This is a genomic window from Herbaspirillum sp. BH-1 (genome assembly GCF_002870055.1).
Taxonomy (GTDB): Bacteria; Pseudomonadota; Gammaproteobacteria; order Burkholderiales; family Burkholderiaceae_D; genus Herbaspirillum; species Herbaspirillum frisingense.
Genome location: NZ_PKOI01000006.1, coordinates 237475 through 251642 on the forward strand (window position 1 = coordinate 237475; position 14168 = coordinate 251642).

Here is a 14168-nt window from a genome sequence, read left to right on the forward strand (position 1 = left end):
AGACCACCTGCAGGTTGACGAGGGTAATCATGCTGGTCCTGTTGATTGGTACGGGATAGCGCGATTATGTCAGAGTCACAGGCCGGTTCGCAGCATTTGGACGCAATCGTCTGCGGGGTCAGTCTGCATGCACTGAAATCCGGCAAGGCAGCCGGGTGCGCCCCTGCCCCCGGCCTAAGCAGCCGGGGCAGGGGGCCGCGTGCTTACCTGGTGGCCGCCACGGCATCCAGGATCACCTTGGCCACGTCGGCCGGACGCGATTGCTGCGGCACATGGCTGGTCGGCAGTTCGGTGGTCTTGGCGTTGATCTGCTTGGCGAAGGCGCGTTCCAGGTCAGGCTGGATCATGCGGTCGTTCTTGCTGACGATGTACCAGCTGGGACGGGTCTTCCAGGCGGGGGTCTCGACCTTGTCGCCGAAGGCTTTCAGGGCGATCGGACCTTGGGTCGCGGCCATCACGGCAGCCTGCTTGGCCGGCGCATCCTGGGCAAAGTCAGCGGCCAGAGCGGCCGGCGGCAAGCTGGCGAAGCCGGCCTTGTCCACCGACAGCTTGGCAATGCCCGGGGGAACCGGCAGGTCCTTGCCCAGATCGCCCGTGGCCTGGCCGGCGTCCGGTGCGAAGGCGGCCACATAGACCAGGCTGGCGACCTTGTCATTGTTGCCGGCCTCGGTGATCACGGTGCCGCCCCAGGAGTGGCCGACCAGCACGACCTTACCCGGTTGGTTGTCGATGGCGCGCTTGGCTGCAGCCACGTCGTCGGCCAGCGAGGTCAGCGGATTCTGCACGGCGGTGACCTTGATACCCTTGGCTTGCAGCAGCGGGATCACCTTGGCCCAGTCGGAGCCGTCGGCGAAGGCGCCGTGGACGATCACCACCGATGGCTTTTCGGCAGGTTCGGCAGCCATGGCGCTGCTGCCGGTGAAGGCGGCGGCGACGGCGAGCATGCCGAGGCCGGTCTTGAGGCTGAAGAGGCGGGAAGTTGCTTTCATGATGTTCTCCTTGGGAAGGTGGTTGGGGTGTTCGTTTCAGTGAGGCCAGTATAGGAATGCGCTCCGGCCACCGGTATCGGTCAATTGACCGACCCGGGGGTGGCAGCGGGTGCGGCGCGGCGATGGTGGCCCCTCATGCCGGCCCTGCCCATTCACCGAAGAGTTGATTGCCTCAAGCTCGGAGTTGCCGCTACAGTGTCGGGATGCTTCCCGACGTCATTTCATCCGGCAGTGCCGCGCCTGCCCCAGCCAGCGATCTGGCTGCTTCCGATCCGCTTGCCTGCGGTGTTCCGATGATTTCCGCCGAGGTGGCAGTGCATGTCCTGGCGCTGGTGGGCGATCTCAGCATGGGGCAGCCCCCCGCCCAGTCGCAGCGCGCGGCACGGTTGGCGGCCCAGGTGGCGCAGCTGGACGGCGCCGGTGCGCAAGACATCCTGCATGCGCGCCTGGTGGCCTTGCTGCGCTGGTCGGGCTGTACCGCCAATGCCGCTGGTTTTGCCAACCTGTTGGGCGACGACGTTGGTGGTCGGGAGGCCATGCTGCGCCATGGCTTGCCGCCAGACCATCCACTGACCTTTTCCAATATCGAACCGCTGGCGCGCATCCATTGCGAGGTCGCCGGCGATGTGGCCGGCATGCTGGGCCTGCCGCCCGCGGTGGAGGCCGGACTGCGCCATGTCTGGGAGCACTTCGACGGCAGCGGGGCGCCACAACAACTGAGCGGCGACCAGGTGCCGGCGCTGGTGTATTACACCAGCCTGGCGGGCGACCTCGACATCCTGGGCCGCACGCACGGTACCGACAGTGCCATCCGCATGGTGCTTGCCTCCGGCGGCATCAAGTACCCGGCACCGTTGGCAGAACGCGTGGCGGCGCAGGCCGGCGCCTGGCTGGCTGCGCTGGACGGCCAGGACACGCTGGCATCCTCCGGTGAGCTGCCCGCCCACGAGGTGCCGCTGAGCATCGTGGCGGACCTGATCGAACTGAAGCTGCCCTGGTTGACAGGTTATTCGCGTCGCGTCAGCGAACTGGCGGCGCGGGCCGCCGCGCTGGCGGGTCTGCCACCCTTGCAACAGCAAGGGCTGGTGCGTGCGGCCTTGCTCCACGGCATCGGTCGGGTCTCCGTTTCCAACACCATCTGGGAGCGCGCGGGGCGTCCTGGCGTGGACGACTGGGAGCGCATCCGCCTGGCACCCTACTGGACGGCGCGCGCCGGCGCATTGATTCCGGCCCTGCGCGAGCACACGGCCCTGGCCTCCCAACTCTATGAGCGCCTGGACGGCACGGGCTATTTCCGTGGGTTGGACCACGATACCCTCGGCCAACCCGCGCGCCTGCTGGCGGTGGCTGCCGCCCACGCCGCGCTCTGCGCCCGACGCCCATGGCGGGCGGCGCTGACCATGGGCGAGGCTGCCGACCTGCTCACTCAGCAGGCGGTGGACGGCCTGTTCGACGCCGATGCCGTGCGCTGGGTGCTCGCTGCCGCCGCCGGCGACGCCGGCAATTCCTTGCCTGTGCCGGTCCGCAAAGGGTTGCTGTCGGAACGCGAGGTCGAGGTGTTGCGGCGCATCAGCCTGGGTGAAAGCAACAAGGAAGCCGCCCGGGTGATGCAGATCAGTCCCTCCACGGTGCGTACCCACGTGGAGAGCATTTTCCGCAAGCTGCAGTGTTCTACGCGGGCTGCAGCCACACTCAAGGGCCTGAACCTGGGTCTGATCTGAAGACCGTATTTCTACTGCATGCCAGGTGGACCGATCCTGCCCGTCGCGGTCCGGGCTCACGTTTGCTGGGGACCTTCGCTGTACTGCAACATATGGCTGCGAACGCGAGCTTGGTCGTCTGACAACTTCCAACTTCCTGACAAAATGTCAGTACAATCGCCGCTCGATTGCGAGCGCCCGGCTAATTTCCGTAAATCATTGAATTTGCGGGATATTTTTCTGGCCCTGCGCGACATTTTTGATTAAATTGAGCGCTGTTCGCAAAACCGGCGCCATTTTTGGCCTTTTGTGCATTCTTGCCAGCAATTTCAGTGCAGCTTGTGCAAACCTGAACAAACAGTCAGCAGGGGAGAACCCGCTGCGCGCGAAAAGAGGATGGCTGCCATGCACGGATCAGCAAACCTTCTTATTGCGGTGCAAAAAATCGAACTGGCTGCCTTTTTGCCACAACTCGCCGCGAAGTGCCCCAGATAAGGCCCTGATCTGGCCGCAAAAGGTTTGACTTACCGGAAAACGAACCTTTATAATCGCCGGGCTTTTAAGCTGCCGTCTGCCCTTAAGGGGTGCGGCGCCTGCACGATATTGGATAGATATGCTGCGCATCATTCTCTTGCAGCTCGTAGCCACGGTCGTCGCTGCTTTGGTCGCAGGCATGTTGGGTGGACTTTCGGCGCTTTGGTCTGCTCTGCTGGGCGGGATTTGCTGTGTCGTCCCCAACGCCCTGTTTGCCCTGCGACTCCATGTCAGTGCACAGAAACCCGGTGGTACCAACCCGATGGCCTTTTTCTTCGGGGAATTTATCAAGATTGCTACGACGTTTGCGCTCATGGGCGCGACCGTTTGGTTGTACCACGGTGTCAATTGGCTCGCATTTCTGCTGAGCTTCATCGTGGTGCTTAAGAGTTATTTCATTTTACTGTTTAGACACCGACCATGACCGTAGAAGCCGCTGAGCACGCGCCGACAGCCTCCGAATATATTGTCCACCACCTCGGACACCTCTCCACCCATCACCAGACCAAGATCGTCGATTTCTCGATCCTGAACGTGGACACCATCTTCTGGTCCGTGTTCTCCGGCGTGATTGCCTGCTTCTTCATGTTCCTGGCCGCCCGCAAGGCGACCTCGGGCGTGCCGGGCCGCTTCCAGGCCTTCGTCGAGATGGTCGTGGAAATGGTCGAAGACCAGTCCAAGGCCATCGTGCATGGCGACCGCACCTTCATCGCTCCGGTGGCACTGACCGTGTTCGTCTGGGTTGCCCTGATGAACTCGCTGGACTTCCTGCCGGTGGACCTGGCTTCCGGCATCCTGGGCCTGTTCGGCCTGGGTGAAATGCACCACCGCATCGTTCCGACCGCCGACCTCAACGGCACCCTGGGTATCGCCCTGGGCGTGCTGGCCCTGATGCTGTATTACAGCGTCAAGATCAAGGGTGCCGGCGGCTTCATCCACGAACTGTTCGCAGCACCGTTCGGCATCTACCTGGCGCCGTTCAACCTGCTGCTGAACATCATCGAATTCGCCGCCAAGACCGTGTCCCTGGGCATGCGACTGTTCGGCAACATGTATGCAGGCGAACTGTTGTTCCTGCTGATCGCATTGCTGGGATCGACCGCGACCGCATTCGGCTTCATCGGCCATGTGATCGCCGGTTCTATCTGGGCAATTTTCCACATCCTGATCGTGTTGCTCCAAGCATTCATCTTCATGATGTTGACACTGGTTTACCTGGGCCAGGCGCACGAAGCGCACTAACACAAGGCTTGCAGTACCTGTTTTTCAGTTTGTTTTTTTGGTTTTGTATTTAATTAACTTTTCTTAAGGAATTGTCATGACTGATGTCTCTTTCGTTGCTCTGGCTTGCGGTTTGATCATTGGCCTGGGTGCTATCGGCGCTTGTATCGGTATCGCGATCATGGGCGGTAAGTACCTCGAAGCATCCGCACGTCAGCCTGAACTGATGAACACCCTGCAAACCAAGATGTTCCTGCTGGCCGGCCTGATCGACGCCGCCTTCCTGATCGGCGTTGGTATCGCCATGCTGTTCGCATTCGCAAATCCGTTCATCGCCAAGTAATTCGCGCTTCATAGCCGATTCTCATCTGCCGGACGATTGGTTCCGGCACTCGTTATTCTGAGAAGGAAATTACCGTGAACTTAAATGCAACATTGATTGCGCAGTTCGTGGTCTTCTTCATCCTCGCCGGCTTCACGATGAAATTCGTGTGGCCGCCGTTGATCAAGGCGCTCGACGAACGCGCCAAGAAGATTGCGGACGGGCTGGCAGCCGCTGACCGCGGTAAGGCCGATCTGGCCGCCGCCGAAAAGCGCATCCAGGGCGAACTGGCATCGGCACGTGATGAAGGCCAGAAGCGTATCGGCGAAGCCGAAAAGCGCGCTCAGCTGATCATCGAAGAAGCGAAGAAGACGGCCGCTGAAGAAGCTGCCCGCATCGTCGCCGCTGCGCGTGCCGACGCCCAACAGCAAGTGAACCAGGCGCGTGAAGAACTGCGCGGCCAGGTCGCAACGCTCGCCGTCAAGGGCGCGGAACACATCCTCAAGCGCGAAGTGAATGCTGCGGCCCACGCCGACTTGCTGAATCAACTGAAGACAGAGCTGTAATATGGCCGAACTCGCAACGATCGCTCGTCCTTACGCTGAAGCCTTGTTCCGTGTGGCCAAGGCAGGCAGCCTGGCGGCCTGGTCCGATCTCGTCGACGAGATGGCCCAGGTGGCAGCGCATCCTGAGGTGCAGGCCCTGGCGCAGAACCCTTCCGTATCCCATGACAAGCTGGCTGACGTCTTTGCTGCCGCCTTGAAGACCCCGCTGTCCATCGAGGCGCAGAACTTCGTCAAGACGCTGGCTGACAATGGCCGTCTGGTGCTGCTGCCGGAAATCGCCCAACAATTCCATGCGCTCAAGAACGCATCGGAAGGTTCGGCCGATGCCAACATCGTCAGCGCCTTCGAGCTCAGCGATGCCCAGGTCAAGGATGTGGTCTCGGCACTGGAGAAGAAGTTCGGCCGCAAGCTGAACCCTTCGGTGACGGTGGACAGCAGCCTGATCGGTGGTGTGCGCGTTGTGGTCGGCGATGAAGTGTTCGATACCTCCGTGCGCGCGAAGCTGCAGCAGCTGCAAGCTGCTCTGGCCGCGTAAGTGCCTCTGGCTGGCTAAGCGAAAGAACAATTTTTAGGAGTTAGTATGCAACTCAACGCATCTGAAATCAGCGAGCTGATCAAGAGCCGGATCCAAGGCCTTGGCGATACCGCTGAGATTCGCAATCAGGGCACGGTCATTTCCGTGTCCGACGGTATCTGCCGTATCCATGGTCTGTCCGACGTGATGCAAGGTGAGATGCTGGAATTCCCGGGCAACACCTTCGGCCTGGCGCTGAACCTGGAGCGTGACTCGGTGGGCGCCGTTATCCTGGGCGAATACGAACACATTTCCGAAGGCGACGTTGTCAAGTGCACCGGCCGCATCCTGGAAGTGCCCATCGGTCCTGAACTGAAGGGCCGCGTGGTCAACGCACTGGGCCAGCCGATCGACGGCAAGGGTCCGATCAACGCCAAGCTGACCGCCCCGATCGAAAAGATCGCTCCGGGCGTGATCGCGCGTCAGTCCGTGTCGCAACCGATGCAGACCGGCCTGAAGTCGATCGACTCCATGGTGCCCGTCGGCCGTGGCCAGCGCGAGCTGATCATCGGTGACCGCCAGACCGGCAAGACCGCTGTCGCGATCGACGCCATCATCAATCAAAAGGGTCAGAACATGACCTGCATCTACGTCGCGATCGGCCAGAAGGCTTCGTCGGTCAAGAACGTGGTGCGCGCACTGGAAGCGCACGGCGCGATGGAATACACCATCGTCGTGGCCGCGACCGCCTCCGAATCGGCTGCGATGCAATACGTGTCGGCCTACTCGGGTTGCGCCATGGGCGAATACTTCCGCGACCGCGGTCAAGATGCCCTGATCGTCTATGACGACCTGTCCAAGCAAGCCGTGGCCTACCGTCAGGTGTCGCTGCTGCTGCGCCGTCCGCCGGGCCGTGAAGCCTATCCTGGCGACGTGTTCTACCTGCACAGCCGCCTGCTGGAACGTGCTGCCCGCGTGAACGCCGACTACGTCGAGAAGTTCACCAACGGCGAAGTCAAGGGCCAGACCGGTTCCCTGACCGCACTGCCGATCATCGAAACCCAGGCGGGTGACGTGTCGGCCTTCGTTCCGACCAACGTGATCTCGATCACCGACGGCCAGATCTTCCTGGAAACCTCGCTGTTCAACGCCGGTATCCGTCCTGCGATCAACGCCGGTATCTCGGTGTCGCGCGTCGGTGGTGCTGCCCAGACCAAGGTCATCAAGAATCTGTCCGGCGGTATCCGTACCGACCTGGCACAGTACCGTGAACTGGCTGCCTTCGCGCAGTTCGCTTCCGACCTGGACGAAGCCACCCGCAAGCAGCTGGACCGCGGTGCACGTGTGACCGAACTGCTGAAGCAGGCTCAGTACACCCCGCAGTCGATCTCGATCATGGCCGTGACCCTGTTCGCCGTCAACAAGGGCTACATGGACGACGTCGAAGTGAAGAAGATCCTGGCCTTCGAAGCCGGTCTGCACAACTTCATGAAGACCAGCCATGCTGACCTGTTGAAGAAGATCGAAGACACCAAGCAACTGGATAAGGATGCTGAAGCAGCCCTGGCGGCCGCCATCGCTGACTTCAAGAAATCCGGCGCGTACTAATTTTTACTGAAGCTATAAGGAGTCTTACTCATGGCTACAGGTAAAGAGATACGTGGCAAGATCAAGAGCGTAGAAAATACGAAGAAGATCACCAAGGCGATGGAAATGGTCGCGGCATCCAAAATGCGCAAGGCGCAGGACCGGATGCACGCAGCCCGCCCGTATAGCGACAAGATCCGCAACATTGCGGCCAACCTGTCGCAGGCCAATCCGGAGTACGTGCACCCGTTCATGGTCCAGCAGGAGTCGGCCAAGCGCGTTGGTTTCATCGTCGTCACGACCGACAAGGGTCTGTGCGGCGGCATGAACACCAACTCGCTGCGTCTGTTGACCACCAAGTTCCGTGAACTGGAAGGCCAGGGCAAGTCCATCGAGACCGTCGCCATTGGCAACAAGGGTCTGGGTTTTCTGAATCGTATCGGCGCCCGCGTGGCCGCCAACGTGACGCAACTGGGCGATACGCCTCACCTGGAAAAGCTGATCGGCCCCGTCAAGGTGCTGCTCGACGCTTACCAGGAAGGCAAGCTGGACGCGGTGTACCTGGTGTACACCAAGTTCATCAACACGATGAAGCAGGAAGCCACCCTGCAGCAGCTGCTGCCGCTGACCAGCGACAAGCTCAAGGCTGACGAGGGTGCGCACTCCTGGGACTACATCTATGAGCCCGATGTGCAATCCGTGGTGGACGAGCTGCTGGTGCGTTACGTCGAAGCACTGATCTATCAGGCCGTCGCCGAGAACATGGCGTCCGAGCAATCGGCGCGCATGGTGGCGATGAAGGCAGCGAGCGACAACGCCGGTAGCGTGATCGGCGAGTTGAAGTTGGTCTACAACAAGACTCGTCAGGCCGCGATTACCAAGGAACTGTCGGAAATCGTCGCCGGTGCGGCCGCAGTTGGCTGATCAGCTAACGTAGCGCAGCGAAACAGAATTTAAATTTTATCTATTGAAGGAACGAAAATGGCTGATGGCAAAATCGTTCAGTGTATCGGCGCTGTGGTGGACGTGGAGTTTCCCCGCGATGCGATGCCCAAGGTTTACGATGCCTTGAAATTGGAAGGTTCGGATCTGACCCTGGAAGTCCAGCAGCAGCTGGGTGACGGCGTGGTTCGTACCATTGCGCTCGGTTCGTCGGACGGTCTGCGCCGCGGCCTGACCATCTCGAACACCGGCAAGGCAATCACGGTGCCGGTCGGCACTGCGACCCTGGGCCGCATCATGGACGTGCTGGGCAACCCGATCGATGAATGCGGTCCTGTCTCGCACGAGCAAACCGCTTCGATCCACCGCAAGGCTCCTGCATACGACGAACTGTCGCCGTCGCAAGAGCTGCTGGAAACCGGCATCAAGGTGATCGACCTGGTCTGCCCGTTCGCCAAGGGTGGTAAGGTCGGTCTGTTCGGTGGCGCCGGTGTCGGCAAGACCGTGAACATGATGGAACTGATCAACAACATCGCCAAGGCGCACAGCGGTCTGTCCGTGTTCGCCGGTGTTGGTGAGCGTACCCGTGAAGGTAACGACTTCTATCACGAAATGGCAGAAGCCAAGGTGGTGGACCTGGAAAACCCGGCCAACTCCAAGGTGGCCATGGTCTACGGTCAGATGAACGAACCGCCGGGCAACCGTCTGCGCGTGGCGCTGACCGGCCTGACCATCGCCGAAGGCTTCCGTGATGAAGGCAAGGACGTTCTGTTCTTCGTCGACAACATCTACCGTTACACCCTGGCCGGTACCGAAGTGTCCGCGCTGCTGGGTCGTATGCCGTCCGCCGTGGGCTACCAGCCGACGCTGGCCGAAGAAATGGGCCGTCTGCAAGAGCGCATCACCTCGACCAAGACCGGTTCGATCACCTCGATCCAGGCCGTCTACGTCCCTGCGGATGACTTGACCGACCCGTCGCCGGCAACCACCTTCGCCCACTTGGACTCGACCGTCGTTCTGTCCCGTGACATCGCCTCGCTGGGTATCTACCCCGCCGTCGATCCGCTGGACTCGACCTCGCGCCAGCTGGACCCGCAAGTGGTCGGCCAGGAACACTACGAGACCGCCCGCGCGGTCCAGGGTACCCTGCAGCGCTACAAGGAACTGCGTGACATCATCGCGATTCTGGGCATGGACGAACTGGCTCCGGAAGACAAGCTGCTGGTGGCACGTGCACGTAAGATGCAACGTTTCCTGTCGCAGCCCTTCCACGTCGCCGAAGTGTTCACCGGTTCCCCGGGCAAGTACGTTTCGCTGAAGGACACGATCAAGGGCTTCAAGATGATCGCCAGCGGCGAACTGGACCACCTGCCGGAACAAGCGTTCTACATGGTCGGCACCATCGAAGAAGCAATCGAAAAAGCCAAGAAGATCAACTAAGACTGACCGGCTCCGGCCGGTTCCGCTGTTTGGCGGAGCGGGCAGGGCAGGGAAGCATTCTTTGATTTTCGGCGCCGCCACCCGTCAGGGTGGCGGTCCATCGACTAGGAAACGACATGGCACATACTATTCACGTGGACGTGGTCTCGGCGGAAGAGGAAATCTTCTCCGGCGAGGCGGAATTCGTCGCGTTGCCGGGCGAAGCGGGTGAGCTGGGTATCTACCCACGCCACACCCCGCTGATCACGCGCATCAAGCCAGGTGCTGTCCGTATCAAGGTGCCGGGTCAGGCGCACGAGGAATTCGTGTTCGTGGCCGGTGGCCTGCTGGAAGTGCAGCCGGACACCGTGACCGTGCTGGCCGACACCGCGATCCGTGGTGCCGACCTGGACGAAGCCAAGGCCGCCGAAGCCAAGCGTCTGGCCGAGGAAGCGCTGGTCAATCGCGACTCCAAGATCGACCACGCCGCAGCCCAGGCCGAACTGGCCGCCGCAGTGGCACAGCTGGCTGCGATCCAGAAGTTGCGTCAGAAGCGCTGATCACTCGGCGTGTCCTCACTCCAGTGGGGACGAAGGCAGTAAATCGAAAGGCAGCCTCGGCTGCCTTTTTTCATGTTCATCGCGAAGCTGCGTGCTTGCTGCGCATGCCTATCTTTCCCGCCCCGGCCGTTCCTCTTTCGCGCCGCCTGCTTAACCTGTATCAAGCGGCCTGGCGGCACGCCTGCCGTCATGTCCATGTTCGGGTAAAGTGAGCCCTTCGATGCGCCGTGGCGAACCAAATCGGCGTGCGTAAATCATTTAGATGATATGGGCCCCGAGCGCCCCTTCATCCTCAGCAGGAGCACACATGTCTTCAGCCGTCTCGCCTTCTTCCGCCGCCGCCCTGTCCTCACGCGTCAATGGCAAGCCCATCATCGCCGTGGTCGGACTGTCCAACCGCCCCGAGCGGGCCAGCTTCGACGTGGCCGCCTACCTGCAGTCGGCGGGCTATCGCATCGTTGCAGTCAATCCCATATACGTCGGGCAGACCATACTGGGCGAACAGTGTCACGCCAGTTTGCAGGAGGCCAGCACGGCCTTGGCGGGGCAGGGCCTGCGGGTGAGCATCGTGGATTGCTTCCGCAAGTCGGCCGACATCCCACCGGTGGTGGAAGAAGCCATCGCCATCGGTGCCGACTGCGTCTGGATGCAGCTGGACATCGTCAATGAAGCAGCGGCGGCGCGCGCCCGCGCCGCAGGCCTGAAGGTCGTCATGGACAAGTGCATCAAGATCGAGCACGCCATGGGGGAATTGCACGGCGTGCTGTAAAGGGCTCCACCTGCAATACGGACATTCACTGATAACGACAAAGCGAGACAGCATGGCAAAGAAGATCGGCCCACCATTCACCGTCCATCCCAAGTTCGTCCTGAAAGAGAGCGAAGCCTCCAACAAGCCGCTCTCCAGCGGCGACAAGGAAAAGGACAAGGCCACCGTCCAGGCCCTGGCCGCCAAGATCGGCCTGCAGCAGCAGATGCTCTACGCCGGTCACAAGCACAAGGTGCTGGTGATCCTGCAAGGCATGGATACCAGCGGCAAGGATGGCACCGTCAATGACGTGTTCGCCGCCGTCAATCCCCAGGGTATCCGCATCGCCAACTTCAAGGGACCGACGGCCATCGAGCTGGCACACGATTACCTGTGGCGCGTACATGCGCAGGTACCGGTAGCAGGGGAGATTGCGGTGTTCAACCGCAGCCATTACGAGGACGTGCTCATCACCCGCGTCCATGACTGGATCGATGACAAGGAATGCCAGCGCCGCTATCGTCAGATCAACGATTTCGAGCGCATGCTGTGGGAAACCGGGACGGTGGTGTTGAAGTTCTTCCTGCACATCTCCAAGGCCGAGCAGAAATCACGCCTGCAATCCCGCATCGACGACCCCAACAAGCACTGGAAATTCGATCCCCAGGATCTGGCCGAGCGCAAGTTCTGGGATGCCTACCAGCAGCGCTATCAGGAGGTGCTGCGTGCCACCAGTACCCTGCATGCGCCCTGGTATGTGGTGCCAGCGGATTCCAAGACCCATCGCAACCTGCTGGTGGCCAATGTGGTCCTGGAAACACTGCAGAAACTGAAACTGAAATTCCCCGATGCCAAGCCGGAACTGAAGAACCTCAAGTTCGACTGAGCGCCCGGCCATCGGGATGCCGGCGGACTACTTCAGCCACTTGTCGAAGATCTGCTGGTATTCGCCAGTGGCCTTGGCCAGGTGCAGCCAGGTGTCCACATACGCCTTGAAGGCCACATCGCCACGCGGCAGCAGGTAGGCTTTTTCGGCGAACTGCAGCGGCTGGTCCGGGGTCACCGGGCAGAGCTCAGGATGCAGCTTGGATTGCCACAGGGTTTCGCTGGCATCGGTCACCATCACGTCGGCCTTGCCATCCACGATCTGCTGGAAGATCGTCACGTTGTCAGGGTGCAGCAAAAGCGTGGCGCGCTTGTAGCGGGCACGGGCGAAGCGCTCGTTGGTGCCGCCCGGATTGACGATGGCCCGGGTACCCGGCTGGTCGATCATGTCGAAGTTACGGAACTTGTCCTTGTCGGCACAGCGGATGATGGGCGCCTTGCCATCCACCATGGTGGGTTCCGAGAAGGCGGCCTTGCGGGCGCGGTCCAGGGTGATGGAGACGCCACCCATGGCGATGTCGCACTGGGCGATGAAGTCGTTCATCAGCGTGCTCCAGGTGGTCTTGACGAACTGCGCCTCTACGCCCAGCGACTTGGCCAGCGCCTGCCCCAGTTCCACATCCATGCCTTCGAAGGTCTGGTCGGGCCGGTAATAGGTGAAGGGCTTGTAGTCGCCGGTCATGCAGATGCGCAGCTTGCCGGCCTTGAGTACCTGGTCCAGGCGCGACGCCGGGACGTTGTCCTCGGCGCGGGCCGATGACAAGGTCAGTGACAGCACCGCCAGACCTGCCAGCAGGACGGCGCGGATAGTGTTCTTCATGGATTCTCCTTGTGGATGGTTGCGCGGGATCGGCCCGATCTCTGTTCGGTTCTTGTTCGGTTCTTGTTGATTTGAAAGGCCGGCTGGGCGAGCACTTCGCCAGCCGGGCCATCATAGCAAAACCCGCTGCCACGACCTGCATCAATATCAGCGTACGCCGATAGCGACAATTAGCCCGGAAGCCCCGCCCGTAGGATGCGATAATGCCGGATTGTCCTCAGAGCGCATTGCAGGCCGACCATGTCTTCTTCCACGTCTCCGTCCACCTCTCAGTCCACCTTCGCTCCGCTGAAGAACGATACCTTCCTGCGAGCCTTGTTGCGCCAGCCCACCGACTACACCCCGCTGTGGCTGATGCGCCAGGCCGGCCGCTACCTGCCCGAATACCGCGCCACCCGTAGTCGCGCCGGTTCCTTCATGGGCCTGGCGACCAACCCGGACTACGCGACCGAAGTCACGCTGCAGCCGCTGGAACGCTATCCCCTGGATGCCGCCATCCTGTTCTCGGACATCCTCACCGTTCCCGACGCCATGGGCCTGGGTCTCTATTTCGCCGAGGGCGAGGGCCCCAAGTTCGAGCGTCCCCTGCGTGATGAAGCCGCGATCCGTGCCCTGCAGGCCCCGGACCTGGAGCGCCTGGATTACGTCTTCAAGGCGGTCACCCAGATCCGGCGCGAGCTCGATGGCCGGGTTCCGCTGATCGGCTTCTCCGGCAGCCCCTGGACGCTGGCCTGCTACATGGTGGAAGGTGGTGGCTCGGACGATTTCCGCCTGGTCAAGAGCATGCTCTACAGCCGCCCTGACCTGATGCATCACATCCTCAGCACCAACGCCGCTGCCGTGGCCGCCTACCTGAATGCGCAGATCGCCGCCGGTGCACAGGCCGTGATGATCTTCGATACCTGGGGTGGCGCGCTGGCCGACGGCATCTACCAGCAGTTCTCCCTGGCCTACATGCAGCAGGTGGTCAGCCAGCTCCAGCGCAAGCAGGATGGCCAGCAGATTCCGGTGATCGTCTTCACCAAGGGCGGTGGCCTGTGGCTGGAGCAGATCGCCGCCATCGGCGCCGACGCCGTAGGCCTGGACTGGACCGTCAACCTGGGCGACGCAAGGCGCCGTGTGGGCGACAAGGTCGCCCTGCAAGGCAACCTGGACCCCAACGTCCTCTTCGCCGGCGACGACGCCATCCGCGCTGAAGTCCGCAAGCTGCTGGAGTCATTCGGACGTCCTGGCCCCGGCAGTGGCCACGTCTTCAATCTGGGCCATGGCATCTCCCAGCACACCCCGCCGCAAGCCGTGGCGACCCTGGCGCAGGCGGTGCACGAGATGAGTCGTGCCATGCGCGGCTGATCGTGCGCGTA

15 protein-coding genes are annotated in these 14168 nt (G+C 61.5%); 13 read left to right on the top strand and 2 right to left on the bottom strand.

What is annotated here, in order from left to right; translation table 11 throughout:
• Positions 1-203: 203 nt before the first annotated feature.
• On the bottom strand, positions 204-989 hold the full coding sequence (locus HBH1_RS10850) for an alpha/beta fold hydrolase (protein ID WP_102662769.1): 786 nt from the start codon (positions 987-989) through the stop codon (positions 204-206).
• A 203-nt stretch (positions 990-1192) separates the two neighbouring features.
• On the opposite strand from HBH1_RS10850, the gene HBH1_RS10855 reads away from it, so the two are divergent.
• From HBH1_RS10855 to HBH1_RS10910, 12 genes are all read left to right on the top strand, one after another.
• On the top strand, positions 1193-2710 hold the full coding sequence (locus HBH1_RS10855; protein WP_102662770.1) for an HD domain-containing phosphohydrolase: 1518 nt from the start codon (positions 1193-1195) through the stop codon (positions 2708-2710).
• A 592-nt stretch (positions 2711-3302) separates the two neighbouring features.
• Positions 3303-3647: an ATP synthase subunit I gene (locus tag HBH1_RS10860; protein WP_077236247.1), complete on the top strand. Its 345-nt coding sequence runs from the start codon at positions 3303-3305 to the stop codon at positions 3645-3647.
• On the top strand, positions 3644-4465 hold the full coding sequence (atpB, locus tag HBH1_RS10865; protein ID WP_102662771.1) for a F0F1 ATP synthase subunit A: 822 nt from the start codon (positions 3644-3646) through the stop codon (positions 4463-4465). The genes HBH1_RS10860 and atpB overlap by 4 nt, the downstream gene beginning before the upstream one ends.
• Positions 4466-4541: 76 nt before the next feature.
• Positions 4542-4787: a F0F1 ATP synthase subunit C gene (gene atpE / locus HBH1_RS10870; protein WP_006461334.1), complete on the top strand. Its 246-nt coding sequence runs from the start codon at positions 4542-4544 to the stop codon at positions 4785-4787.
• 74 nt (positions 4788-4861) lie between these two features.
• Positions 4862-5332 carry a F0F1 ATP synthase subunit B gene (locus tag HBH1_RS10875; RefSeq protein WP_006461335.1) on the top strand — a complete coding sequence of 157 codons (471 nt, stop codon included), beginning with the start codon at positions 4862-4864 and terminating at the stop codon, positions 5330-5332.
• A 1-nt stretch (position 5333) separates the two neighbouring features.
• On the top strand, positions 5334-5867 hold the full coding sequence (locus tag HBH1_RS10880; RefSeq protein ID WP_006461336.1) for a F0F1 ATP synthase subunit delta: 534 nt from the start codon (positions 5334-5336) through the stop codon (positions 5865-5867).
• 45 nt (positions 5868-5912) lie between these two features.
• Positions 5913-7454 (top strand): F0F1 ATP synthase subunit alpha, encoded by a 1542-nt coding sequence (gene atpA / locus HBH1_RS10885; RefSeq protein ID WP_006461337.1) that lies wholly within the window; start codon positions 5913-5915, stop codon positions 7452-7454.
• A 30-nt stretch (positions 7455-7484) separates the two neighbouring features.
• On the top strand, positions 7485-8357 hold the full coding sequence (gene atpG / locus HBH1_RS10890) for a F0F1 ATP synthase subunit gamma (protein ID WP_006461338.1): 873 nt from the start codon (positions 7485-7487) through the stop codon (positions 8355-8357).
• Between the two features lie 57 nt (positions 8358-8414).
• Complete coding sequence (atpD, locus tag HBH1_RS10895; RefSeq protein ID WP_006461339.1) at positions 8415-9815, top strand: F0F1 ATP synthase subunit beta; 1401 nt, start codon at positions 8415-8417, stop codon at positions 9813-9815.
• 116 nt (positions 9816-9931) lie between these two features.
• On the top strand, positions 9932-10354 hold the full coding sequence (locus HBH1_RS10900; RefSeq protein WP_102662772.1) for a F0F1 ATP synthase subunit epsilon: 423 nt from the start codon (positions 9932-9934) through the stop codon (positions 10352-10354).
• Positions 10355-10661: 307 nt separating this feature from the next.
• Positions 10662-11123 (top strand): CoA-binding protein, encoded by a 462-nt coding sequence (locus tag HBH1_RS10905; RefSeq protein ID WP_102662773.1) that lies wholly within the window; start codon positions 10662-10664, stop codon positions 11121-11123.
• 52 nt (positions 11124-11175) lie between these two features.
• Entirely contained in the window at positions 11176-11988 is an 813-nt protein-coding gene (locus tag HBH1_RS10910) for a polyphosphate kinase 2 family protein (RefSeq protein WP_102662774.1), read from the top strand.
• Positions 11989-12015: 27 nt separating this feature from the next.
• Here the strand turns inward: HBH1_RS10910 and HBH1_RS10915 are convergent, their stop codons facing one another.
• Positions 12016-12807 (bottom strand): transporter substrate-binding domain-containing protein, encoded by a 792-nt coding sequence (locus HBH1_RS10915; protein WP_102662775.1) that lies wholly within the window; start codon positions 12805-12807, stop codon positions 12016-12018.
• Between the two features lie 240 nt (positions 12808-13047).
• Between HBH1_RS10915 and hemE the strand changes: the two genes are divergently transcribed.
• Complete coding sequence (gene hemE, locus HBH1_RS10920) at positions 13048-14157, top strand: uroporphyrinogen decarboxylase (RefSeq protein WP_102662776.1); 1110 nt, start codon at positions 13048-13050, stop codon at positions 14155-14157.
• Positions 14158-14168: the final 11 nt, after the last annotated feature.